The sequence below is a fragment of the Pseudomonas sp. LB3P58 genome (assembly GCF_054897895.1).
Window position 1 is genome coordinate 1,395,546 of record NZ_JBUBVE010000001.1, and the last position, 22,980, is coordinate 1,418,525.

The window sequence follows — 22,980 nt, forward strand, 5'->3', positions numbered from 1 at the left end:
TTATGAGAGAACACCCATGACCGCCGCCAAAAACCGCATTCTAGAGCTGCGTGCTGAGCTGGATCAGCACAACTATCGCTACCACGTGCTGGACGAGCCGAGCATTCCGGACGCCGAATACGATCGGTTGTTCCACGAGCTCAAGGCCCTCGAAGCGGCCCATCCCGAACTGATCACCAGTGACTCGCCAACCCAGCGCGTCGGCAGTGCGGCGCTGTCGGCGTTCACTCAGGTGCGTCACGAAGTACCGATGCTCAGCCTCGGCAACGCCTTCGAAGAAACCGACATGCGCGAGTTCGATCGCCGGGTAACGGAAGGTCTCGACCTGCCGGTTGGCGACTTGTTCGGCGGCGGCGCGGCGGTGGAATACAGCTGTGAACCCAAACTCGATGGCCTGGCGGTCAGCTTGCTGTATCAGGACGGCGTGCTGGTGCGCGGCGCGACTCGCGGCGACGGCACCACCGGCGAAGACATCAGCGTCAACGTGCGTACCGTGCGCAACATTCCGCTCAAGTTGCACGGCACTGGCTGGCCAGCGACCCTGGAAGTGCGCGGCGAAGTGTTCATGTCCAAGGCCGGTTTCGAACGCCTCAACGCCACGCAGCTTGAAGTCGGCGGCAAGACCTTCGCTAACCCGCGCAACGCGGCGGCGGGTAGTTTGCGGCAGCTGGATTCGAAGATCACCGCCAACCGTCCGTTGGAATTTTGCTGCTACGGCATCGGCCAGATTTCGGCCGATATTGCTGATACGCACATTGGCAATCTGCAGCAGCTCAAGGCTTGGGGCATGCCGATCAGTCATGAGTTGAAACTGGCTCATGGCATCGTTGAATGCCTGGATTATTACCGCGACATCGGTGAGCGCCGAAATTCGCTGCCCTACGAAATCGACGGCGTGGTGTTCAAGGTCAACAGCATTGCCTCTCAGCGTGAGCTGGGCTTCCGTGCTCGCGAACCGCGCTGGGCGATCGCCCATAAATTTCCGGCCATGGAAGAGCTCACTGAATTACTCGACGTGGAATTCCAGGTCGGTCGTACCGGTGCGGTGACGCCGGTGGCGCGCTTGAAGCCGGTCAAGGTCGCCGGTGTGACCGTGGCCAACGCGACGCTGCACAACATGGACGAAGTGGCGCGTCTGGGCCTGATGATCGGCGACACGGTGATCATCCGCCGCGCAGGCGATGTGATTCCGCAGGTGGTGCAAGTGGTCATCGAGCGCCGTCCGGACAACGCACGACCCGTACAGATTCCCGAGAAATGCCCGGTCTGCGGCTCGCATGTCGAGCGCACGCAACTGGTCAAGCGCAGCAAAGGTCGCGAGACCGTCAGCGAAGGCGCGGTGTACCGCTGCGTCGGTCGTCTGGCCTGCGGTGCGCAACTCAAGCAGGCAATCATTCACTTCGTCTCCCGTCGCGCCATGGACATCGAAGGCCTGGGTGAGAAGAGCGTCGAGCAGTTAGTGGATGAAGGCCTGGTGAATTCGCCGGCCGATCTATACGCCCTGACGTTCGAGCAGATCGTTGACCTCGAAGGCTTTGCCGAGCTGTCGAGCAAGAACTTGCTCAGCGCCATCGAAGACAGCAAGCAGCCGAGCCTGGCACGTTTCATCTACGCCCTCGGGATTCCCGACGTCGGCGAAGAGACAGCCAAGGTGCTGGCGCGCTCTCTCGGCTCGCTGGAGCGGGTTCAGCAGGCGTTGCCGCAAGTGCTCACGTATTTGCCGGACGTTGGCCTGGAAGTGGCTCACGAGATTCACAGTTTCTTTGAAGATGCGCATAACCAGCAGGTGATCAAGGATCTGCTCAAGCACGGCATGCAAATTCAGGATCAGGGTGAGCTTGGCGCCGAGTTTGCTGCCAGCACCACGTTGGGCGGTTTCCTCGACAAGCTGCACATTCCCTCGGTGGGGCCGGGTGGGGCGCAGAAACTGGCGGACAAGTTTGGTTCGCTTGAAGGGGTTTTCAGCGCCGACTGGCTGGATATGCGTCAGGCGCTGCCGGAGAAACAGGCCACTTCGGTTCGCGAGTTCTTTGCGGTTGCGCAACATCGTCAAATTGCTGAAGCCGCCGAGAAACAGCTGCGTGATTTCGGCATGCATTGGCAGAGCGAGAAGAAAGTCGTTGAAGGCTTGCCGCTGGCTGGGCAGACCTGGGTGCTGACCGGTTCGCTGGAGTTGATGAGCCGCGACATCGCCAAGGACAAACTTGAAAGCCTCGGAGCCAAGGTGGCGGGCTCGGTGTCGGCGAAGACCCATTGTGTTGTCGCCGGGCCAGGAGCAGGTTCCAAGTTGGCGAAGGCCAATGAGCTGGGGTTGAAGGTTCTGGATGAAGAGGCGTTTGTCGAGTTTCTGAAGGCGCACGGTATCGACGTTTAAGATCGACAAGATCGCAGCCTCGTTTCACTCGACAGCTCCTACATTGAGATGCGTGCCCTCTGTAGGAGCTGTCGAGTGAAACGAAGCTGCGATCTTTTGATTTTGCCCACGCAAAACACGGGAACGATCACGGCGCGGCAATGATCTAGTCTTGGCAAGCCCCAGGGAGAGATCGCCATGTACCGCTTCTTCGAACAGCTCAGTACACGCATCGCCGCGCCCTTCATCGGCGAAAGCTCGCGTAACAGCAAGGTCTGGCAGTGCCGCTGCGGGCAGTCGCTGTTTTTTCGCAACAGCCAGTGCCTGGCGTGTTCGGCGGCGTTGGGGTATCAACCGGAGGAGAGTCGCCTATCGTCGCTGCAGCCCGGCGTGCAGGCTGATACCTGGTTGCTCGACGTCGATCTCGAAGCCGGTGTCTTTCGCCGCTGCGCCAACCTCGATTCCCCGGCCGCGTGCAATTGGCTATTGCCCGCCAATGACCACGATGCGTTATGCATCGCCTGTAGCCTGAATCACACCATCCCCGACCTGTCGATTGCCGAAAACCACGAACGCTGGCGCAAGGTCGAAACGGCCAAGCGGCGTCTGGTCGCACAGTTGGTCAGCCTGGGTTTACAGGTGATTCCCAAAACTGTGGACGAAGAGACTGGCGTGGCCTTCGATTTCATCGGTGTCGACCTCGAAGGCAAGCCGCCGACCACTGGTCACGCCAACGGTCTGATCACCCTCGATATCAAAGAAGCCGACGACGCTCATCGCGAGCAGATTCGGGTGCAGATGCACGAACCTTATCGCACGCTGCTCGGGCATTTTCGTCATGAAGTCGGGCATTACTACTGGGATCGGCTGATCGCCAACAGCCATTGGCTGGAACCGTTCCGCGGCCTGTTCGGTGACGAGCGCGCCAGCTATGCCGACGCCCTCGAGCGGCATTACCAGCAAGGCGCACCGCTCGACTGGCAGCAACATTACGTTAGCGCCTACGCGACCATGCATCCGTGGGAGGATTGGGCCGAAACCTGGGCTCACTACCTGCACATGATGGACGCGGTGGATACGGCGTTGGGGTTCGGGATGAGTGCCAGGGAGATGGACTTCGACTATCAGCCGTTTCCCCCAAGCACCCTCTACGATCCACAGCATCCCGGCGGCGCGGCGTTCCTGTCGTTCGTCAATGCGTGGATCGAACTGGCCGGCATGCTTAATGAGTTGTCACGCAGCATGGGGCAGCCGGATTTCTATCCGTTCGTCCTGCCGCCGGCAGTGATCGCCAAGCTGCACTTCATCCACCTGGTGATCCAGCTAGAGGGCGGCCGGGCAGATGAGGTGTTGGCGCAATAGGATCAAAAGATCGCAGCCTGCGGCAGCTCCTACAGGTGTACGCCGATCCATTGTAGGAGCTGCCGCAGGCTGCGATCTTTTGAAGGCCAGCGCATGTCCTTGAAGCAGCACATATTTTTTAATCCGCCCGAACGGTTGTAACTTCTTCTCAGATAGGTACAATGGCGCCGTTCACCGTCAGGTGAACGTCGTTATGGTGATCCCATCGGTCCCCCCGCAACGATTACCCGTGAACCTGGTCAGATCCGGAAGGAAGCAGCCACAGCGGGAACATTGTGTGCCGGGGTGTGGCTGGTGGGGTTGCCTCCATAACGCCATGTCCTCAGAGTCGAGGGCTTGAGCGCGCAACATCCTCTGATACCTCTCGTTTTTAAAAACCTTATTTTTGTTTGTCTGCCGCGCTGTCCTGTAGCGGAGTTGTCATGCCTGCTGTCTGCGGATCCTGCGCTGCCAGCGTCACCCGGCAGCACGAAAGGGCCTTAACCTTAAGGCTTGCGGCTGAACAGCTTGCGGACAAAGCCTGCGATCACCACCAGCCCCACTATCAAGAACTTCTTCGCGGCCAGCAGGAAAATGCCGATCTTGGCAAATAACCCGGCCTTGGCCGCCAGACCGCCACCCACCAGTGCCGCCAGGCCATAAGACGCCAGTTTGTCGGTGCCGGGGCTATAGTCGGTGTACAGGTTGCCGTCGGTGAAGTTAGTGAAGGCGATGACTTTAGGCAGTTCATGCTTGATCATCGACAGGTCCACCATGGCGGCGACGGCGTTCAATTCCAGCACCCCTTTGCGGCCCAATACCCGAATGCTGTAGTTCAGCGTGCTGTCCTCGGCATCGTCGGCTTTCAGTTCCCGGGCCCAGTACATTTTGTGGCTGGTTTCGTCGTAGTGCGGTTGCTCGGCCCAGCCCAGCAGGTGCAGGCCGGCATAGCCCTGCTTCTGCCGCTCCTTATTGTCTTCCTCATCCTCTTCCTGCATTTGTTTGAGCAGGTCGGCATAGTCGATTTTTGCCGCGTCTTCGTCGGAGATATGCCCGTCATCCTTGTAGCTGACAATCACGCCCCAGCCGCTGGCGGTTAGTGGGTTCACGGCTTTTGGGATGATCATGCCCAGGGTCTTGTGGCCGGGCGGGTTGCCCCAACCCTCGGTCAGCAAGCGTTCAGTGTCATTCGGGTCCAGGTAATAAAACTCTTCGTTGAGCTTCAGCGTTGCAATGCCGGAGGGCAGGGTGATGGTGCCGTGCTGCTGCTTCAGTGTGGCGAGAAATTGTTCGGGCGTTTGCTGCGCCTGGGCAACTTCGGCGGACTTCGGTGGAGGGTTGCTGGCCGCTTGCGCAGGCGCGTGAAGTGCGCACAGCAGCGCTGCCATGAGGATCGGGCGGAGGTGTTTCATCGTATTCCCTTACATTTTGAATTAATTTCATGCGAAGAATATCGAATGGCCACTATCTATGCACGATCTTCAATACCAGGTGGGGCGTTTTTCAGGCGCCTGAATGAGTAAAAGGCAGATGTGTCGATTCGACAAATCTGCCTTTTTCATTTCCGGCACTAAGGCTTGGACAAGGCCTGGTCAACCGCTGCAATCAGCTTTCCCAGATCCTTCGGGGTGGCTTTATGTATGACACCGAACAGATACGCCCGCTGTTCATCTTCATCGCCTAAATCTGCGAAAAAGGCTTTCAGCTTCACACCCAACACATCGGCAAACAGGAACAAGGCTTCCACGCTGGGGGTGTAGGTGCCGGTTTCGAAGCGGCTGATGGTTTTGGGGTCAAAACCGGTTTTTTCACCGAGTTCAGCCTGAGTAAGCCCAGCGACCTTGCGGTAGCGCCGAATGGCCGCACCCAAACTTGAAATTTGCATCGCTTAATTCCCATTTAGAATCAAGAACTTAACGATAGATTTTTGCATTAGACAACTGCATGATCCATCACCTTGCTTTGCAAAATGTGATGCGTTTCGTAGAATTGCCGCACAAAATGGGTATTTTGGGCCTTTAAGGTTAGTTGATCTCTGCTGTCAGGAGGCCATCAAACACTGTTCATGGAGTGATATCGTGTTGCCGCGCATTACCTGTAAAAACATCTCTACCGGGCATCCCGCACTGGTCGAGCGGTACCACCGCTAGCCACAGCGAGCCTGACTCATGGATGAGAAATACCGCAGGGCCGTGGATGCCGCCGCGATTTTTTCCGAGACCGATCTGCGCGGCCGGATCACCCACGTCAACGATCAGTTTTGTGCCGTGTCCGGCTATAGCCGCGAAGAACTGCTCGGACAGAATCATCGTCTCCTCAACTCGGGTCTGCACTCCGCCGATTTCTTCGCGGCCATGTGGCGCACCATCGCCTTGGGCAAGGTCTGGAAGGGCGAGATTTGTAATCGCGCCAAGGACGGCAGCCTGTATTGGGTCGACAGCACCATGGTGCCGGTGCTCGATGACGCTACCGGGCGGGTTAACCGTTATCTTTCGATTCGTTTCGACATCAGCGAAAAACACCAATTGCTGCATTCACTGCAATGGCGGGTGGGGCATGACGTGCTGACCGGGCTGCCGAATCGCGCGTTCCTCTCGGATTTGCTGGATCAGGCGCTGGAGTTCTCCCGTCACGAAAACATCCCGCTGGCGGTATGCATGCTCGACCTCGACGGCTTCAAGGCGGTCAACGATGGCTACGGGCATGCCAGTGGCGATCTGCTATTGGTCGAGGTGGCCAAGCGTTTGCGCACCATTGTGCGCGGCGAAGATGTGGTGGCGCGGCTGGCCGGTGACGAATTTGTGCTGGTGTTGCGATACGTGCGAGATCTGCCGGAACTGCGTGCGGCGTTGAACCGGGTGCTCGGCGCCATTTCGGCGCCGTACTCGCTGCATGGCAAGGGCGTCAATGTGTTTGCCAGTATCGGCGTCACCCTGTTCCCCCACGACAATCAAGATGCCGAAACCTTGTTGCGTCATGCCGATCAGGCCATGTACGTGGCGAAACAACGCGGTCGCAATCGCTTTCATTTGTTCGACGTGTCCCGGGATCAGGAGGTCAAGGCCACTCACCAGACGGTCGAGCGAGTGCGCCAGGCGCTGGCTGCCGGTGAGTTGCGCGTGCATTTCCAGCCCAAGGTGAACATGCGTCGTGGCGAGGTTGTCGGCTTCGAGGCGTTGTTACGTTGGGAGCATCCGCAACACGGCATGGTGCCGGCCCGGGAGTTTTTGCCGCTGGTGGAAGAAACGGACCTGATCATCGACATTGGTGAGTGGGTGATGGATCAGGTCCTGTCGCAGTTGCACGATTGGCAGCAAGCGGGGCAGGGCTGGCCAGTCAGCATTAATATTGCAGCACGACATTTCCAGCGCGCGGATTTTGTCGACCGGCTCAAACACGTGCTCGCCCGGCATGCCCAGGTAGCCCCGCAGATGCTCGATCTGGAAATCGTCGAGTCGGTGGCGATCGAGAACATTCAGCATGTCAGCGCCTGTTTACAGGCCTGTCAGGCGCTGGGAGTGCAGTTTTCACTGGGGGACTTCGGCACCGGTTATTCGTCCCTGAGCTACCTCAAGCGTTTGCAAACCCAAACCATCAAGATCGACAAGTCGTTTGTGCGCGACATCCTTAATGATCGGGATGATCTGGCGCTGACCAAGGCGGTCATTGGCCTGGCTCGGGCGTTTGGTCGGCAGGTGATCGCCGAAGGGCTGGAAAGTATCGAGCACGGTGAATTGCTGCTGCGGTTGGGCTGCGAAGTTGCTCAAGGCCATTTCATTGCCCGGCCGATGCCGCCCGCAGAGGTGGCGGGCTGGGTCAAGGGTTTTGTCGCGCCGCCGCAATGGCAGGTGCTGGATCAAGCAGGCTGAAGTTTTGTGATCAACACCGAACCCATGTGGGAGCGAGCCTGCTCGCGATAGCGGTCTGACATTCAACATTGATGGGGACTGACATACCGCTATCGCGAGCAGGCTCGCTCCCACATGGTCTCGTGTCGATCAGAGGAATCGCTTAAGGTGTGCTTGGCTCGGAGCCTATATAGAGCCGAATAATGTCGTCGATTTCCCCAGACATTTTCATTCGCGCCAAGGTGCGCAAAATGCGCTGCACGGGCACCTTGGGATCGTTGCGGATATAGCAGCCGACACTCTGTTCCTGCAAAACCGCCACGCCTTGCAGTTGCTGGCCAGGCAGCAGGCGCTGATTGAACCAGTCCAGCGTCCATTGATTGCTCACGGCGTAGTGATAGCGTCCGGCCAGCAGTTTTTCCAGCACCTGTTCCTGGTTGCGCGCGTCTTCGCGATGCAGTCGGTCGGCGTCGAACAGCGGTTGCAGGGTCGGGTAGCTGTAGCCGAGTACCGTGCCGATGGATTGTCGCGACAAGTCCGCAGGCGACACTGAGGTCAGCGGATCTGCCCGGCTGATCAGCATGTCGCGCTGAAACCAGAGTGGAATGCTCCAGATGTAATCCCCGGACTGATTCGGCAGCCAGGACTGCGCCGCATAGCAGCGGATATCGACTTCGCCGTGCTCCATGGCGTTTTGCACTCGCGTGCGAGGTAGCACATGAAATTCGGCCGGCACGCCGACCTGGGTCGCGAGGCTGACCATCACGTCGTGCAGGATGCCTTGGGTGGGGTGGCCGCGGTCCAGTTGCACCATCGGCATCGCCCAACTGTCGGGCACCACGAAGCGCAATGGCGGCTCGGCGCCAGCGACATTCAGGCTGATCAACAGCAGTGCCCCCAAGGCCAGCCGCATAAACGCTCCGGTGCTGATAAAACCCGAGCCGATAAAAGCCCCCCAAAGATCATCTTAGCCAGATTAGACGAGCGCACCGGATGCAATTTTGGCCTTGCTCCGATAGCATTAGCCGCTTCTGTTCCTTCGTTGCGACGGTTTTCGATGAGTTATCAGGTTCTTGCACGTAAATGGCGTCCGCGCTCGTTCCGCGAAATGGTCGGCCAGACCCATGTGCTCAAGGCTCTGATCAATGCCTTGGACAGCCAGCGGCTGCACCACGCCTATCTGTTTACCGGTACCCGCGGGGTCGGCAAGACCACCATCGCGCGGATCATCGCCAAATGCCTGAACTGTGAAACAGGTATCACTTCAACGCCTTGCGGCGAGTGCTCGGTGTGCCGCGAGATCGATGAAGGCCGCTTCGTCGACCTGATCGAGATCGACGCCGCGAGCCGGACCAAGGTCGAAGACACCCGCGAACTGCTCGACAACGTGCAATACGCACCGAGCCGCGGGCGCTTCAAGGTCTACCTGATCGACGAAGTGCACATGCTCTCCAGCCATTCCTTCAATGCGCTGTTGAAAACCCTTGAAGAGCCGCCGCCCTACGTCAAGTTCATCCTGGCGACCACCGATCCGCAGAAACTTCCTGCAACCATTCTTTCGCGGTGCCTGCAGTTCTCTCTGAAGAACATGACGCCGGAGCGTGTGGTCGAGCATTTGACCCACGTGCTGGGTGTCGAGAACGTACCGTTCGAAGACGACGCGCTGTGGCTGCTGGGCCGTGCTGCCGACGGTTCGATGCGCGATGCCATGAGCCTGACCGACCAGGCCATCGCCTTCGGTGAAGGCAAAGTCATGGCCGCCGACGTACGAGCGATGCTCGGCACGCTCGATCACGGTCAGGTCTACGACGTTTTGCACGCGCTGATCGAAGGCGACGCCAAGGCCTTGCTCGAAGCCGTCCGTCACCTGGCCGAACAAGGCCCGGACTGGAACGGCGTGCTCTCGGAAATTCTCAATGTGTTGCACCGTGTCGCCATCGCCCAGGCCCTGCCTGAGGGCGTCGACAACGGTCATGGCGACCGTGACCGGGTGCTGGCACTGGCCCAAGCCTTGCCGGCAGAAGACGTGCAGTTTTATTACCAGATGGGCCTGATCGGTCGCCGCGACTTGCCGCTGGCGCCGGACCCGCGCGGTGGCTTCGAAATGGTCCTGCTGCGGATGCTCGCGTTCCGCCCGGCAGACACCGCGGACGCTCCGAGGCAACCGCTAAAGCCAGTGGGGATCAGCCAGGCCACAGTTGATTCCGCAAATTCAGTGGCTGCCGCGCCCGTTGTTGCGCCGGTAGTCGCTGCGGCAGTTGCCCCCGTCGCGCCTGCGCCGGTTGTCGCGGTGGTTGCTCCAGTGCAAGCGCCCGAGCCTGAGCCGGTTGCGCCCGAGCCTGTCGTTGAGGCAGTAGCGGTCGAAGCCGTCGTCGATCTGCCCTGGAACGACCCGATAGAACCCGAAGTCGTTCAGCAACCCGCCGTCGAGCCGGTGCTGGAAACCGCCAGCGAACAGCCCGATTTGGCGCCGATGCCATTGCCGACCCCCGACAGCGTAGTGCCGGACGCGCCGGAGTGGGCCGCTGCGCCGATTCCGGAGCCGTCGGTAGCCGAAGTCGATGCCGCGACACCGGGCATGGACCTGGACGACGAGCCGCCGCTGGACGAGGACTACATCGAGCCGGACATGGAATCGGCCTACAGCTACCTCGATGAACTGGCCAGCGAACACACCGCCGAGCCAGCGCCGGAAGCCGAACCTGAACCGGCCGCCATGCCGGCCACCGGTCTGGCGGCGCAATGGCTGGAGTTGTTCCCGAAACTGCCGATCTCCGGCATGACCGGCAGCATTGCCGCCAACTGCACGCTGATCGCCGTCGAGGGTGACAATTGGCTGATGCACCTGGACCCGGCCCACAGTGCGTTGTTCAACGCGACTCAACAGCGTCGCTTGAACGATGCGTTGAACCAGTTTCACGGGCGTACGCTGACTCTGCGCATGGAGTTGATCAAGCCCGAGCAGGAAACCCCGGCCCAGGCTGCGTCCCGCCGCCGTGCGAACCGTCAGCGCGAGGCCGAAGAGTCGATCCACGGTGATCCGTTCATCCAGCAAATGATGCAGCAGTTCGGTGCGGTGGTCCGTAACGATACTATTGAACCTGTCGAGACCCTGGTCACTCAGGGCTAATAACTGAAGGTGTTCGGCCGAAAGGGCCGGGCGCTGTATTTATCCAAGTACTTTTGAGGTGATTCCCATGATGAAAGGTGGCATGGCCGGCCTGATGAAGCAGGCACAGCAGATGCAGGAAAAAATGGCCAAGATGCAGGAAGAGCTGGCCAACGCCGAAGTCACCGGTAAAGCCGGTGGCGATATGGTCACCGTGGTGATGACCGGTCGTCACGACGTCAAGCGCGTGACCATCGATCCAAGCCTGGTCGAAGGCTTGAGCGAAGACGACAAAGAGATGCTGGAGGCCGTGTTCGCCGCCGCCGTCAACGATGCCGTGCGCAAGATCGAAGCCAACAGCCAGGACAAAATGTCCGGCATGACCGCTGGCATGCAACTGCCACCGGGGATGAAACTGCCATTCTGATTCGCCAAAGCGCGTCGGATGGGCTACAAGAAAATGCCAGGCATTGCGCCTGGCATTTTTGTTTCTGGTAGGTAGACATGTGGTGCTTGTCAGGCGGCCTTCGCGAGCAAGCCCGCTCCCACATTCGACCGAGTTCTAATGTGGGAGCGGGCTTGCTCGCGAAGCAGTCGACTCGGTCCTACTGAAGTAACATCGAACGCGACACCTGCATAAAGGTCTGCTCCCTATACCGCCGAATTCATCGATCAAAGGAGAAGCTCACATGCCACAAGCATTGACCCTCAACCAACGTATCGTCCTGGCGTCCCGCCCGGTAGGCGCGCCGACGCCGGAGAATTTCCGCCTGGAGCGCGTTGCGCTGCCGGACCTGACCGATGGTCAGGTGCTGCTCAAGACCCTTTATCTGTCACTCGATCCCTATATGCGCGGGCGCATGAGCGACGCGCCGTCCTACGCCGCACCGGTGGAAATCGGCGAAGTGATGACCGGTGGCGCTGTCAGCCGGGTCGAGCGCTCGCTGAATCCGAAGTTTCAAGAAGGTGATGTGGTGGTCGGTTCTACTGGCTGGCAGAGCCACAGCATCAGCGACGGTCGCGACATCATTCCGGTGCCGTCCGGGCTGCCGAGCCCGTCAATGGCGCTGGGCGTGTTGGGTATGCCCGGCATGACCGCGTATATGGGCCTGATGGATATCGGTCAGCCCAAGGCCGGCGAAACCCTGGTGGTTGCGGCTGCATCCGGCGCCGTGGGTTCGGTGGTCGGCCAGGTGGCGAAGATCAAGGGCTTGCGCGTGGTCGGCGTGGCCGGTGGCGCGGACAAGTGCCGTTATGTGGTCGAGGAGTTGGGTTTTGATGCCTGCATCGATCACAAGAGCCCGAACTTCGCCGATGAATTGGCCAAGGCGTGCTCCGAGGGCATCGACATCTATTACGAAAACGTCGGCGGCAAGGTGTTCGATGCGGTGCTGCCGTTGCTCAAGCCCAAGGCGCGAATTCCACTCTGCGGTCTGATCGCGTCCTACAACGCTCACGAGGCACCGACCGGCCCGGATCGTCTGCCGCAATTGCAGCGCACGCTACTGACCAAACGCGTGCGAATCCAGGGCTTCATCGTGTTCGACGACTACGGTGATCGTCAGCCGGAATTCGTCAGCGCCATGGCGCCGTGGGTGCGCGACGGCAAGGTGAAGTTCCGCGAAGACGTGGTCGACGGCCTGGAGCAGGCACCCGGAGCGTTCATCGGTCTGCTGGAAGGACGCAACTTCGGCAAACTGGTTGTACGGGTCGCCCAGGACTGAGTAATTGACGCTAAACAGAGGCGCGGGTATAAACCGCGTCTCGTTGTTTTGTCGGACTTTTCCCCATGAGCTTCAGCCCTTTGATTCGCCAACTGATCGACGCCCTGCGAATTTTGCCAGGTGTGGGTCAGAAAACTGCCCAACGCATGGCGTTGCAGCTGCTCGAGCGTGATCGCAGCGGCGGCTCGCGATTGGCCCTGGCACTGAGCCAGGCCATGGAAGGGGTGGGCCATTGCCGGTTGTGCCGCACGCTGACCGAAGACGACCTCTGCCCGCAATGCGCCGATACCCGTCGCGACGACACCTTGCTCTGCGTGGTGGAAGGGCCGATGGACGTCTACGCGGTGGAGCAGACCGGCTTCCGTGGTCGCTACTTCGTGCTCAAGGGGCATCTGTCGCCACTCGACGGACTCGGGCCTGAGGCCATCGGTATTCCGCAACTGCTGGCGCGGATCGAAGAGGCAGGCACGTTCACAGAAGTCATTCTCGCGACCAACCCGACCGTGGAAGGTGAAGCCACAGCGCATTACATTGCCCAGTTGCTCAGCAACAAAGGCCTGATCGCCTCGCGTATCGCCCACGGTGTGCCATTGGGTGGCGAGCTGGAATTGGTGGATGGCGGGACGTTGGCGCATTCGTTTGCCGGGCGTAAGCCTATTGTCTTGTAGTGCTTGAACTGACGCCATTCGCGAGCAAGCCCGCTCCCACATTTGATTTGTATACGCTGGAGATCAAATGTGGGAGCGGGCTTGCTCGCGAATGGCGCGCCTCGGTCTCCCTGATTCACACAATCTTCTTGAGTACCAAGCAAGCGCTCGGTTAACTTCGCTGAACCTTCAGTGGAGCTCGCCGATGCCTGCCTTTCAGGAATACTTCGACCCCAGCCACCAATTGGTCCGCGACAGCGTCAGACGTTTCGTCGAGCGCGAGATCTTGCCGGACATCGACCAGTGGGAAGAAGCCGAAAGCTTTCCCCGCGAGCTCTACCTCAAGGCCGGCGCAGCGGGGATTCTGGGGATCGGTTATCCCGAAGCCCTGGGTGGCAGCCATGAAGGTGATCTGTTCGCCAAGGTCGCCGCCAGCGAAGAGCTGATGCGCTGTGGTTCCGGCGGCTTGGTGGCGGGGCTCGGCTCGCTGGACATCGGCCTGCCGCCGATCCTCAAGTGGGCCAGGCCTGAAGTCCGCGATCGCGTTGTGCCTCAGGTGCTCGCCGGCGAGAAAATCAGTGCCCTGGCCGTGACCGAGCCCAGCGGTGGCTCCGACGTCGCTAACCTGCAAACCCGCGCCGTGCGTGACGGCGAGTGCTACCGGGTCAGCGGCAGTAAAACCTTTATCACCAGCGGCGTCCGCGCGGATTTCTACACCGTCGCGGTGCGTACCGGTGCGCCGGGTTTCGCTGGCATCAGCCTGTTGTTGATCGAGAAGGGCACACCCGGTTTCACCGTCGGCCGTCAATTGAAGAAAATGGGCTGGTGGGCGTCGGACACTGCCGAACTGTTTTTTGACGATTGCCGGGTGCCGGTAGGAAATCTGATCGGCGCCGAAAACATGGGCTTCGCCTGCATCATGGGTAACTTCCAGAGCGAACGCCTGGCGCTGGCGCTAATGGCCAACATGACCGCGCAACTGGCGTTGGAAGAGAGTCTGAAATGGGCTCGCCAACGCGAAGCATTCGGTAAACCCATCGGCAAGTTTCAGGTGCTAAAGCATCGTCTTGCCGAAATGGCGACGGCGCTGGAGGTGTCACGGGAATTCACCTACCGCCAGGCGGCGAAAATGGCGGCGGGGCAGAGTGTGATCAAGGAGATTTCCATGGCCAAGAATTTTGCGACTGACACGGCAGATCGGATTACTACGGATGCGGTGCAGATTCTGGGTGGCCTCGGTTACATGCGCGAGAGCCTGGTGGAGCGGCTGTATCGGGATAACCGGATCTTGTCGATCGGTGGGGGGACGCGGGAAGTGATGAACGAGATTATCAGTAAGCAGATGGGGCTCTAATCTGCGGTGTGGCGGCTGACGCCATCGCGAGCAGGCTCGCTCCCACAGTTAATCTCTGTCGTTCACAGAGTTTGTGTACACAGGAGATCCCCTGTGGGAGCGAGCCTGCTCGCGATGACGTCAGCCCAGACGCCGCCTATTTATCAGACAACGCAAACTGCGTCAGGCAAAACGTCGGAATTCCCATATCTTCCAGCCGCTGCGACCCGCCCAACTCTGGCAAATCAATGATCGCCGCCGCTTCATGAACCCGCGCGCCCATGCGTCGAACCAGATTTGCCGCCGCAATCAGCGTCCCGCCCGTGGCGATCAGGTCATCGAACATCACCACCGAATCGCCCTCGCACAAGCTGTCGGCGTGGACTTCGAGGAAGGCTTCGCCGTATTCGGTCGCATAACCCTCGGCCAGCACGTCGGCCGGCAGTTTGCCTTGCTTGCGGAACAGCACCAGCGGCTTGTTCAGCTGATAGGCCAGGACCGAACCGATCAGAAAACCACGCGCGTCCATCGCACCGATGTGGGTGAAGTCAGCCTCGACATAACGGTGGGCGAAGCTGTCCATCACCAGGCGCAGGGCCGTGGGTGACTGGAACAGCGGGGTAATGTCGCGAAAGATCACGCCCGGCTTGGGAAAGTCGATCACAGGGCGGATGAGGGATTTGATGTCGAAGGAGTCGAAGACCATCGTCGGGTGTCCTGGCAGGCTGCAAACGACGCAGTATAACGGCGGCTGAACCGTTTCGCTCAGCCGCCATCGCCGAAATCAGCCGTCTAGCGAGCCGCCGGCCAGGGCGCAGAGCTGGATCGGGTCGAGGATGTGGATTTCCTTGCCTTCAGCAGCAATCAGTTCGTTTTGCTGGAAGCGCGTGAACACCCGAGACACGGTTTCCACCGCCAGGCCCAGGTAATTGCCGATTTCGTTGCGCGACATGCTCAGGCGGAACTGGTTGGCCGAGAAGCCCCGGGCGCGGAAACGGGCCGACAGGTTGACCAGGAACGTGGCGATGCGTTCGTCGGCGGTTTTCTTCGACAGCAGCAACATCATTTGCTGATCGTCGCGAATCTCGCGGCTCATCACGCGCATCAACTGACGGCGCAGTTGTGGCAGTTGCAGCGCCAGTTCGTCGAGGCGTTCGAAAGGGATTTCACACACCGATGTGGTTTCCATGGCTTGCGCCGAGACCGGGTGTTTTTCGGTGTCCATGCCCGACAGGCCGACCAGTTCGCTCGGCAGGTGGAAACCGGTGAGTTGTTCTTCGCCGCCATCGCTCAGGCTGAAGGTCTTCAGGGCGCCAGAGCGTACTGCATAAACGGAATCGAAGGTGTCGCCCTGGCGGAACAGGAATTCGCCTTTTTTCAGCGGGCGGCCACGTTTAACGATTTCGTCCAGCGCTTCCATGTCTTCCAGATTCAAAGAAAGTGGCAAGCAGAGGGGGGCCAGGCTGCAATCCTTGCAATGGGCCTGGCTATGAGCGCGCAGCTTTACTGGCTCGGACATTTCTTCAATCCTTGTGGGAAAAAACACACATAAGCCGTAAGGGTAACCCACGGGAGGACATTCAGGCACGCGGCGATTTTGTCGCAGGGTCGTAAAGCCAGCGTTTCGCAGGCCGGCCGGTGAGGTGATGGCTAGATCACCCGCGAAAACCGCTGGCGATTGTGCTGTTCCAGGTACGCGTCGAACACCATGCACACCGAACGCACCAGCAATCGTCCGGCGGGCAGTACGGTGATCCGTTCGTTATCCAGTTCGATCAGGCCGTCGTCGGCCATTCCCTGCAACTGTGGCCAGAGTTCGCCGAAGTAACCCTGAAAGTCGACGTTGAAGGCGTGTTCGATCTCGGCGAACTCCAGGCTGAAAGTGCAGATCAGTTGCTGGATAACCGCACGTCGCAGGCGGTCATCGGCGTTGCACAGCAGGCCACGGCTGGTGGCCAGCTGCGCGCTAGCCAGCGTGTTCTGGTACTGATTCAGGTCGCTGCTGTTCTGGCAATACAAGTCGCCGATCTGGCTGATGGCCGACACGCCCAGGCCAATCAGGTCGCAATGACCGTGGGTGGTGTAGCCCTGGAAGTTGCGTTGCAGGGTCGATTCTTCCTGAGCAATCGCCAGTTCATCGTCGGGCAGCGCGAAGTGGTCCATGCCGATGTAGCGGTAACCGGCCTGGGTCAGCTGCTCGATGGTGCCCTGGAGTATTTCCAGTTTTTGCGCCGGTGTCGGTAGCTCGTCGCTGTTGATTCGCCGTTGCGGCATGAAGCGTTCCGGCAGGTGCGCGTAGTTGAACACCGAGAGGCGATCGGGTTGCAGGTTGATCACCTCATCGACGGTGCGGGCGAAATTTTCGGGTGTTTGCCTCGGCAAGCCGTAGATCAGGTCAATGTTGATCGAGCGAAACTGCAGCGTGCGGGCAGCGTCGATCACCGCGCGGGTTTCTTCCAGGCTTTGCAGGCGATTGACTGCCCGTTGCACCGCCGGATCGAGGTCTTGCAGGCCGATACTGACCCGGTTAAAGCCCAGTTCACGGAGCAGGCCCATGGTCGACCAGTCGGCTTCGCGAGGGTCGATTTCGATGCCGTAGTCGCCGGAATCGTCGTCCAGCAAGTTGAAGCTTTTGCGCAACTGGGCCATCAACTGGCGCAGTTCATCGTGGCTGAGAAAGGTCGGGGTGCCGCCGCCGAAATGCAGTTGCTCGACTTTCTGCGCGGGGTCTAGGTGGCAGGCGATCAGCTGGATTTCCTGCTCAAGGCGCTGCAAATAGGGCTGGGCCCGGCCGCGGTCCTTGGTGATGACTTTGTTGCAGGCGCAGTAGTAACAAATGTTCGCGCAGAACGGCACGTGCACATACAGCGATAACGGGCGCAGGGCTTTACGGCTGTCGCGCAGGGCGTGGAACAGGTCAAACGTGCCGACCTGACCGTCGAATTGCGCCGCGGTCGGGTAGGAGGTGTAGCGCGGTCCCGCCAGGTCGTAACGGCGGATCAGATCGGTGTCCCAACGAATGGCGTCGAGCATCATGCGGGCATTCCCCCGGATAGGCTGGCAGTGTCCGCGAGTCTAGGGGGTGCGGCGTCGGGGCATCTTGATTTGCATCAACGGTCAGGATCGGTGTGTTTGTGAGGGCCTCTTCGCGGGTCTAATGGCCCATGAGCCAATGCTGATGCGGCCCCGGCAAGGTCCAGATGCCGAACAGGATCACCAATAATCCGCCCGTCATCCGCACGCTACGTTTGCGCAATAACGCCGTGACCCGCTCAGCCGCCAATCCCGTGGCGAGCAATACCGGCCAGGTACCCAGCCCGAACGCGAGCATCAGCAACGCACTGTCCAGCGCATTGCCCTGACTCGCCGACCACAGCAACGTGCTGTAAACCAACCCGCACGGCAGCCAGCCCCAGAGCGCGCCCAGCAGTAGCGCGCGGGGGACGTTCGACACCGGCAGCAGTTTGTTGGCAACCGGCTGGATGTGCCGCCACAGGCCGCGACCGAGGCTTTCGATGCGGGTCAGGCCGCTCCACCAACCGGCGAGGTACAGACCCATGGCGACCAACAGTAATCCGGCAATGACGCGCATGAACATCGCCGCCGGGCTGTTGGCCACCGCCCAGCCCGCCAGGCCGATCAGCAGGCCGGCCGTTGCATAGCTGAGAATTCGCCCCAGGTTGTAGGCCAGCAGCAGTCGAAAGCGTCGGCTGCGTTGCTCCTTGGGAATTGCCAGGGTCAACGCGCCCATCAATCCGCCGCACATGCCCAGGCAATGCCCGCCACCGAGCAGACCGAGAATCACCGCAGACACCAGCAGCGGCGCCAACTCAAGCATGGGGTGGCGCCTTGTCGTCCGGTTTGGCCGGATGGCCGCTGGCTTCGTCGACCGCGGCCTTGTGGTTTGGGTCCTGATCGTCGAACAGGATGCTGTGGGCCGGGCCGTCGAGGTCGTCGTACTGACCGCTGTCGACTGCCCAGAAGAAGATGTAAATAGCGATGGCCACGATCAGCAGCGCGGCCGGGATCATCACGTAGAGAGCTGGCATCTGGACTCCATGCCCGCGCGGCTCAGGCCGGCAGCGGACGGGTTTCTGGCGTGGCGCTGACCGCAGGCGTGTTTGGCATGCGAGTCAGGCGCAGGGCGTTCAGCACCACGGTCAACGAACTGATGGACATGCCGACCGCGGCCCATACCGGAGTGATCCAGCCGAGGGCGGCGAACGGCAACATGAGGCCATTGTACAGCCCGGCCCACAGCAGATTCTCGATGATTACCCGGCGGGTGCGTCGAGCCAGGCTGAAGGCTTGTACCAGTGCGTCGAGGCGGTTCGACAGCAATACCGCGTCGGCACTGGTTTTCGCCAGATCGGTGGCCGAACCCATGGCCACGCTGATGTCGGCGGCGGCCAGCACGGGCACATCGTTGACCCCGTCACCGAGCATCAACACCTTGCGGCCTTCCTTGTGCAGCTGTTGCAGGACCTGCAATTTATCGTCCGGGCGCAAACCGCCACGGGCTTCATCGATGCCCAGTTCCGCGGCGACACTGGCGACCATCGGCGAGCTGTCACCGGACAGCAGCAGCGTGCGCCAGCCGCGAGCCTTGCAGGCCGCGAGCAGGGCGGGTGCATCGGCACGCAGACGGTCGTCGAGAACAAACCATGCCAGCGGCCCCTGGCTGTCGCCGAGCAACAGCCATTGGCCGGCTTCATCCGGCATCGATGGCAGGGCAGCGCCGCTGAGTTCACAGACAAAACCCGGTTGGCCGATGCGCAGGCGTTGTTCACCGACCAAGCCTTCGAGGCCAAGTCCGGGCGTGCTGTGGACTTCTTCGGCGGCCAGCGGCGCCCGACCAAACGCGCGAGCGATCGGGTGTTCGGAACGGTTTTCCAGGGCGGCGGCCAGGCTCAGGCATTGATCGCTGTTGAGCGCGCCGAGCGGGCGAATCGAACGCAAGGCCAGGCGACCTTCCGTCAACGTGCCGGTCTTGTCGAAAATCACCGTGTCGATCTGGTTCAGACCTTCCAGCACGTGGCCGCGAGTCAGCAGCAAACCCAGCTTGTGCAGCGTGCCGGTGGCGGCGGTGAGGGCGGTCGGTGTGGCCAGGGACAAGGCGCACGGACACGTCGCAACGAGCATCGCCAACACAATCCAGAAGGCTCGCGACGAATCCAGTTCCCACCAGATCAGGCCGATAACGGCAGCGGCAATCAGCGACAGCAGCAGGAACCATTGCGCGGCGCGGTCGGCAATTTCCGCCAGTCGCGGCTTCTCGGCCTGAGCGCGGTCCAGCAGGCGGACGATGGCGGACAGTCGGGTGTCTTGACCCAGCGCCAGGACTTCCACGGTCAATGCGCCTTCGACGTTCAGGGTGCCGGCGGTGACCGCATCGCCCGGCGTGCGCGGTTGCGGCAAGTATTCGCCGGTGAGCAGGGATTCGTCGATGCTCGACTGGCCGTCGAGGATCTTGCCGTCAGCCGGGAGGATCGCGCCGGGGTGCACCAGTACCTGATCGCCGACGCGCAGTTCGCTGAGCAGGATCCGCTCGCTCTGGCCGTCGGCACTCAGGCGCAGACACGAGGCGGGCAATAGATTGACCAGTTGTGCGGTGGCGGCGGCGGTGCGTTCGCGGGCGCGACGTTCGAGATAACGCCCGGCCAGCAGGAACAGCGCGAACATGCCGACCGCATCGAAATACAGTTCACCGACACCGGTGATCGAGGTCCAGATCCCAGCGATATAAGCGCTGCCAATCGCCAGCGACACCGAGACGTCCATGGTCAGGTGGCGGGTGCGCAAGTCGCGCATCGCGCCTTTGAAGAAGGGCGCGCAGCTGTAGAACACGATCGGGGTGGTGAGAAACAGCGCGACCCAACGCAGGATGGTGTGCAGCTCGGGACTGAGGTCGATGTTGAATTCCGGCCAGGTGGCCATGGTCGCCATCATCGCCTGGAACCACAGCAGCCCGGCCACGCCGAGTTGGCGCAGGGCCAGGCGGTTTTCGCTGGCCAGTTGTTCGCTGGCGCGGTCGGCTTGATAGGGGTGCGCGGCGTAACCGATGTGGCGCAATTCGCTGAGTACCTGGCTCAGCGGCATTTGCGCATCGGCCCAGCGCACATGCAGGCGATGGTTGGACAGGTTCAGGCGCGCTTCGGCCACTGCCGGCAAGCCACGCAGGTGTTTCTCGATCAGCCAGCCGCAGGCGGCGCAACTGATGCCTTCCATCAACAGGGTGGTTTCGGCAAGTTCGCCTTCGTGGCGGACGAAGGGGGCTTGCACGTCGGCGCGGTCGTACAGCGCCAGTTCGTCCACCAACTGCACCGGCAGCGCTTCGGGGTTGGCTGATGACTCGCTGCGATGCTGGTAATAGGTTTCCAGTCCGCCGGCCACGATGGCTTCGGCCACGGCCTGGCAACCCGGGCAGCAGAACTCGCGGGTTTCACCGAGGACGGCAGCGGTGAAGCGGCTGCCGGCCGGGACGGGCAGGGCGCAGTGGTAGCAGGGGAGTGGAGTACTCATGAGCTGGAATCTATTTCGTCCGGAAGGGCCTCATCGCGAGCAGGTCGAATCGTCGCACCGTCGCTCCCACATTGGATTTGTGGCGTTCACAAAACCCTGTGGGAGCGAGCCTGCTCGCGATGCGCGAAGCGCGACTTTATTTTTTCAGGTCTTCGGCGCCTTGCAGCGGTTCATCACCCAGCAGCAGATCCTTGTCATGGCTGACCTGTTCTTCTTCGAACATGCGCCAGGTCTTGTCGTCCTGAACGCCCAGCAGTTCTACAAAGCGACGACCGTCGACCTTGTCGTTCAACTGGCCAATGTAGCGGCCCTGTTCGGTTTCGCTGCGTGCCAGGGTGATCTTGCGATCCTTCTCCGGCTGGGTCGGCGAGATCAGGTTCAGCTCCAGGGTTTTGGGCTGGCTGTTGCCGCTCAGGCGCAGGTCGACTTCACCGGTCACATCGTCCAGATGAACGCTGGCGCGCAGCAGCAGGGTCTGCGCCAGCAATTCACGGTCGAGGGAGCGGTTGATGCCTTTGCCGGCTTCGTAATAGTTGTCGTTGACCAGGTTGTCCGGGTTTTTCACCGCGATCGTCACCATGGACAAGGTCAGGGTCACGGAACACGCCAGGATGGCGATGATGATCCACGGCCAAAGGTGCTTGTACCAGGGACTTGTGGCGTTTGCTGCAGGCATGATCACTTCTCTCAACGAACTTGTGGGCCGATGAACCGGCTCTTGGCTTCAATGTGGACGCTGTCGTCATCGGCATCCTTGAGGATGAATTTCACCTCGTTGGTGCTCGATGGCAGTTTCTCCGGTGCGCTGGACAGTTCGACCGGCTGGCTGAAAATCTCCCCGGCGGCGACCTTGATCTCGCGCTTGCCTTGCAGCTTGAGGTCCGGCAGGCCAGCGGCTTCGAGCACATAGGTGTGGTCGCGCTGATCCTTGTTCATGATCTTCAGGCTGTAGACGTTTTCGATCCGGCCTTCGGCGTTCTCGCGGTACAGCACGCGGTCCTTGCTGACGTCGAAACCGACCAGCGAACGCATGAAGAATGCGGTCATCAGCAAAGCGATCATCGCCAGCAGCACCGTGGCATAGCCGATCAGGCGCGGGCGCAGTTTATTGGTTTTTTGCCCGGACAGGTTGTGCTCGGTGGTGTAGCTGATCAGGCCGCGCGGGTAATCCATCTTGTCCATGATGCTGTCGCAGGCATCGATGCAGGCCGCACAGCCGATGCATTCGACTTGCAGGCCGTCGCGGATGTCGATACCGGTCGGGCAGACCTGGACGCACATGGTGCAGTCGATGCAGTCGCCCAGGCCCATGGCCTTGTAGTCGGCGCCTTTCTTGCGCGGGCCGCGGCCTTCACCACGACGCGGGTCGTAGGAAACGATCAGGGTGTCTTTGTCGAACATCACGCTCTGGAAGCGCGCGTACGGGCACATGTAAATGCACACCTGCTCGCGCAACCAGCCGGCATTGCCGTAGGTGGCGAGGGTGAAGAAACCGACCCAGAAGTACGACCAGCCGTCGGCTTCGCCGGTGAAAAAGTCGATGGTCAGTTCGCGGATCGGCGAGAAGTAACCGACGAAGGTCATGCCGGTGATGAAGCCGATCAACAACCACATCGTGTGTTTGCTGAATTTGCGCAGGAATTTGTTGGCGCTCATGGGCGCTTTGTCGAGCTTGATGCGCTGGTTGCGATCGCCTTCGGTAACCTTCTCGCACCACATGAAAATCCAGGTCCAGACACTCTGCGGGCAGGTATAGCCGCACCAGACCCGCCCGGCGTACACGGTAATGAAGAACAGGCCGAAAGCGCTGACGATCAGGATCCCCGAGAGCAGGATGAAGTCCTGAGGCCAGAAGGTTGCGCCAAAGATGAAGAATTTGCGTTCCGGCAGGTTCCACCAGACGGCCTGATGGCCGCCCCAGCTCAGCCAGACCGTACCGAAATACAACAGAAACAGCCCGGCACCGCCCATCATCCGCAGGTTGCGGAACAGGCCGGTGAAGGCGCGCGTGTAGATTTTTTCCCGAGAGGCGTAAAGGTCGGCGCTGTTGTTCGCGTTCTTGGCAGGGGTGACGTCGTGTACCGGAATCTGATTGCTCATCAT

Annotated in this window: 19 protein-coding genes and 1 other RNA gene; 9 read left to right on the plus strand and 11 right to left on the minus strand. The window is 60.5% G+C overall.

Annotated features, from left to right (window positions below; translation table 11 throughout):
• Positions 1-16: 16 nt before the first annotated feature.
• The 3 genes from ligA to ffs all read left to right on the plus strand — a co-directional run bounded on the left by ligA (position 17) and on the right by ffs (position 4,015).
• Entirely contained in the window at positions 17-2,374 is a 2,358-nt protein-coding gene (ligA, locus tag ACYZTZ_RS06470) for an NAD-dependent DNA ligase LigA (protein WP_461997572.1), read from the plus strand.
• Between the two features lie 177 nt (positions 2,375-2,551).
• Complete coding sequence (locus ACYZTZ_RS06475; protein ID WP_461997573.1) at positions 2,552-3,715, plus strand: zinc-binding metallopeptidase family protein; 1,164 nt, start codon at positions 2,552-2,554, stop codon at positions 3,713-3,715.
• Positions 3,716-3,918: 203 nt separating this feature from the next.
• Positions 3,919-4,015: signal recognition particle sRNA small type (gene ffs / locus ACYZTZ_RS06480), an RNA gene on the plus strand.
• Positions 4,016-4,200: 185 nt separating this feature from the next.
• Here ffs and ACYZTZ_RS06485 read toward each other — a convergent pair.
• Both ACYZTZ_RS06485 and ACYZTZ_RS06490 read right to left on the minus strand, forming a co-directional pair.
• Entirely contained in the window at positions 4,201-5,106 is a 906-nt protein-coding gene (locus tag ACYZTZ_RS06485; protein ID WP_461997574.1) for a DUF2167 domain-containing protein, read from the minus strand.
• Positions 5,107-5,264: 158 nt separating this feature from the next.
• Complete coding sequence (locus ACYZTZ_RS06490) at positions 5,265-5,579, minus strand: helix-turn-helix domain-containing protein (protein ID WP_008146799.1); 315 nt, start codon at positions 5,577-5,579, stop codon at positions 5,265-5,267.
• 283 nt (positions 5,580-5,862) lie between these two features.
• On the opposite strand from ACYZTZ_RS06490, the gene ACYZTZ_RS06495 reads away from it, so the two are divergent.
• The gene (locus tag ACYZTZ_RS06495) at positions 5,863-7,563 is read left to right on the plus strand and encodes a putative bifunctional diguanylate cyclase/phosphodiesterase (RefSeq protein WP_461997575.1); all 1,701 of its coding nucleotides are present in this window, start codon (positions 5,863-5,865) and stop codon (positions 7,561-7,563) included.
• A 142-nt stretch (positions 7,564-7,705) separates the two neighbouring features.
• Here ACYZTZ_RS06495 and ACYZTZ_RS06500 read toward each other — a convergent pair whose 3' ends face one another.
• Positions 7,706-8,455 carry a substrate-binding periplasmic protein gene (locus ACYZTZ_RS06500; RefSeq protein WP_461997576.1) on the minus strand — a complete coding sequence of 250 codons (750 nt, stop codon included), beginning with the start codon at positions 8,453-8,455 and terminating at the stop codon, positions 7,706-7,708.
• A gap of 144 nt (positions 8,456-8,599) precedes the next feature.
• On the opposite strand from ACYZTZ_RS06500, the gene dnaX reads away from it, so the two are divergent.
• The 5 genes from dnaX to ACYZTZ_RS06525 all read left to right on the plus strand — a co-directional run bounded on the left by dnaX (position 8,600) and on the right by ACYZTZ_RS06525 (position 14,376).
• The gene (dnaX, locus tag ACYZTZ_RS06505; RefSeq protein WP_461997577.1) at positions 8,600-10,672 is read left to right on the plus strand and encodes a DNA polymerase III subunit gamma/tau; all 2,073 of its coding nucleotides are present in this window, start codon (positions 8,600-8,602) and stop codon (positions 10,670-10,672) included.
• Between the two features lie 67 nt (positions 10,673-10,739).
• A complete protein-coding gene (locus ACYZTZ_RS06510) occupies positions 10,740-11,078 on the plus strand; it encodes a YbaB/EbfC family nucleoid-associated protein (protein ID WP_008028561.1) in 339 nt (112 codons plus the stop codon).
• A 262-nt stretch (positions 11,079-11,340) separates the two neighbouring features.
• Positions 11,341-12,375 (plus strand): NADP-dependent oxidoreductase, encoded by a 1,035-nt coding sequence (locus ACYZTZ_RS06515; protein ID WP_461997578.1) that lies wholly within the window; start codon positions 11,341-11,343, stop codon positions 12,373-12,375.
• 65 nt (positions 12,376-12,440) lie between these two features.
• Positions 12,441-13,043 carry a recombination mediator RecR gene (gene recR, locus ACYZTZ_RS06520; protein ID WP_046047871.1) on the plus strand — a complete coding sequence of 201 codons (603 nt, stop codon included), beginning with the start codon at positions 12,441-12,443 and terminating at the stop codon, positions 13,041-13,043.
• A 184-nt stretch (positions 13,044-13,227) separates the two neighbouring features.
• On the plus strand, positions 13,228-14,376 hold the full coding sequence (locus tag ACYZTZ_RS06525) for an acyl-CoA dehydrogenase family protein (RefSeq protein WP_461997579.1): 1,149 nt from the start codon (positions 13,228-13,230) through the stop codon (positions 14,374-14,376).
• Positions 14,377-14,512: 136 nt separating this feature from the next.
• Here ACYZTZ_RS06525 and ACYZTZ_RS06530 read toward each other — a convergent pair whose 3' ends face one another.
• The 8 genes from ACYZTZ_RS06530 to ccoG form a co-directional block, all read right to left on the minus strand.
• Positions 14,513-15,061, minus strand: coding sequence for an adenine phosphoribosyltransferase (locus tag ACYZTZ_RS06530; protein WP_008146813.1), 549 nt, complete (start codon positions 15,059-15,061; stop codon positions 14,513-14,515).
• A 78-nt stretch (positions 15,062-15,139) separates the two neighbouring features.
• Complete coding sequence (fnr, locus tag ACYZTZ_RS06535; protein ID WP_008146816.1) at positions 15,140-15,874, minus strand: fumarate/nitrate reduction transcriptional regulator Fnr; 735 nt, start codon at positions 15,872-15,874, stop codon at positions 15,140-15,142.
• 131 nt (positions 15,875-16,005) lie between these two features.
• Positions 16,006-17,388 carry an oxygen-independent coproporphyrinogen III oxidase gene (gene hemN / locus ACYZTZ_RS06540; RefSeq protein WP_462000647.1) on the minus strand — a complete coding sequence of 461 codons (1,383 nt, stop codon included), beginning with the start codon at positions 17,386-17,388 and terminating at the stop codon, positions 16,006-16,008.
• 121 nt (positions 17,389-17,509) lie between these two features.
• Positions 17,510-18,193 (minus strand): sulfite exporter TauE/SafE family protein, encoded by a 684-nt coding sequence (locus ACYZTZ_RS06545; protein ID WP_008146819.1) that lies wholly within the window; start codon positions 18,191-18,193, stop codon positions 17,510-17,512.
• Positions 18,186-18,404, minus strand: a complete 219-nt coding sequence (ccoS, locus tag ACYZTZ_RS06550; protein ID WP_007905420.1) for a cbb3-type cytochrome oxidase assembly protein CcoS — start codon at positions 18,402-18,404, stop codon at positions 18,186-18,188. The genes ACYZTZ_RS06545 and ccoS overlap by 8 nt, the downstream gene beginning before the upstream one ends.
• A 22-nt stretch (positions 18,405-18,426) precedes the next feature.
• Positions 18,427-20,877 carry a heavy metal translocating P-type ATPase gene (locus ACYZTZ_RS06555; RefSeq protein ID WP_461997580.1) on the minus strand — a complete coding sequence of 817 codons (2,451 nt, stop codon included), beginning with the start codon at positions 20,875-20,877 and terminating at the stop codon, positions 18,427-18,429.
• Positions 20,878-21,013: 136 nt separating this feature from the next.
• The gene (locus ACYZTZ_RS06560) at positions 21,014-21,553 is read right to left on the minus strand and encodes a FixH family protein (RefSeq protein ID WP_461997581.1); all 540 of its coding nucleotides are present in this window, start codon (positions 21,551-21,553) and stop codon (positions 21,014-21,016) included.
• 11 nt (positions 21,554-21,564) lie between these two features.
• Positions 21,565-22,977: a cytochrome c oxidase accessory protein CcoG gene (gene ccoG, locus ACYZTZ_RS06565; protein ID WP_461997582.1), complete on the minus strand. Its 1,413-nt coding sequence runs from the start codon at positions 22,975-22,977 to the stop codon at positions 21,565-21,567.
• Positions 22,978-22,980: the final 3 nt, after the last annotated feature.

Excerpts from the sequence above, each read along its gene's own strand:
- ligA (WP_461997572.1), top strand. The coding sequence starts at position 17 with ATGACCGCCGCCAAAAACCGCATTCTAGAGCTGCGTGCTGAGCTGGAT.
- ACYZTZ_RS06475 (WP_461997573.1), top strand. The coding sequence starts at position 2,552 with ATGTACCGCTTCTTCGAACAGCTCAGTACACGCATCGCCGCGCCCTTC.
- ACYZTZ_RS06485 (WP_461997574.1), bottom strand. The coding sequence starts at position 5,106 with ATGAAACACCTCCGCCCGATCCTCATGGCAGCGCTGCTGTGCGCACTT.
- ACYZTZ_RS06490 (WP_008146799.1), bottom strand. The coding sequence starts at position 5,579 with ATGCAAATTTCAAGTTTGGGTGCGGCCATTCGGCGCTACCGCAAGGTC.
- ACYZTZ_RS06495 (WP_461997575.1), top strand. The coding sequence starts at position 5,863 with ATGGATGAGAAATACCGCAGGGCCGTGGATGCCGCCGCGATTTTTTCC.
- ACYZTZ_RS06500 (WP_461997576.1), bottom strand. The coding sequence starts at position 8,455 with ATGCGGCTGGCCTTGGGGGCACTGCTGTTGATCAGCCTGAATGTCGCT.
- dnaX (WP_461997577.1), top strand. The coding sequence starts at position 8,600 with ATGAGTTATCAGGTTCTTGCACGTAAATGGCGTCCGCGCTCGTTCCGC.
- ACYZTZ_RS06510 (WP_008028561.1), top strand. The coding sequence starts at position 10,740 with ATGATGAAAGGTGGCATGGCCGGCCTGATGAAGCAGGCACAGCAGATG.
- ACYZTZ_RS06515 (WP_461997578.1), top strand. The coding sequence starts at position 11,341 with ATGCCACAAGCATTGACCCTCAACCAACGTATCGTCCTGGCGTCCCGC.
- recR (WP_046047871.1), top strand. The coding sequence starts at position 12,441 with ATGAGCTTCAGCCCTTTGATTCGCCAACTGATCGACGCCCTGCGAATT.
- ACYZTZ_RS06525 (WP_461997579.1), top strand. The coding sequence starts at position 13,228 with ATGCCTGCCTTTCAGGAATACTTCGACCCCAGCCACCAATTGGTCCGC.
- ACYZTZ_RS06530 (WP_008146813.1), bottom strand. The coding sequence starts at position 15,061 with ATGGTCTTCGACTCCTTCGACATCAAATCCCTCATCCGCCCTGTGATC.
- fnr (WP_008146816.1), bottom strand. The coding sequence starts at position 15,874 with ATGTCCGAGCCAGTAAAGCTGCGCGCTCATAGCCAGGCCCATTGCAAG.
- hemN (WP_462000647.1), bottom strand. The coding sequence starts at position 17,388 with ATGCTCGACGCCATTCGTTGGGACACCGATCTGATCCGCCGTTACGAC.
- ACYZTZ_RS06545 (WP_008146819.1), bottom strand. The coding sequence starts at position 18,193 with ATGCTTGAGTTGGCGCCGCTGCTGGTGTCTGCGGTGATTCTCGGTCTG.
- ccoS (WP_007905420.1), bottom strand. The coding sequence starts at position 18,404 with ATGCCAGCTCTCTACGTGATGATCCCGGCCGCGCTGCTGATCGTGGCC.
- ACYZTZ_RS06555 (WP_461997580.1), bottom strand. The coding sequence starts at position 20,877 with ATGAGTACTCCACTCCCCTGCTACCACTGCGCCCTGCCCGTCCCGGCC.
- ACYZTZ_RS06560 (WP_461997581.1), bottom strand. The coding sequence starts at position 21,553 with ATGCCTGCAGCAAACGCCACAAGTCCCTGGTACAAGCACCTTTGGCCG.
- ccoG (WP_461997582.1), bottom strand. The coding sequence starts at position 22,977 with ATGAGCAATCAGATTCCGGTACACGACGTCACCCCTGCCAAGAACGCG.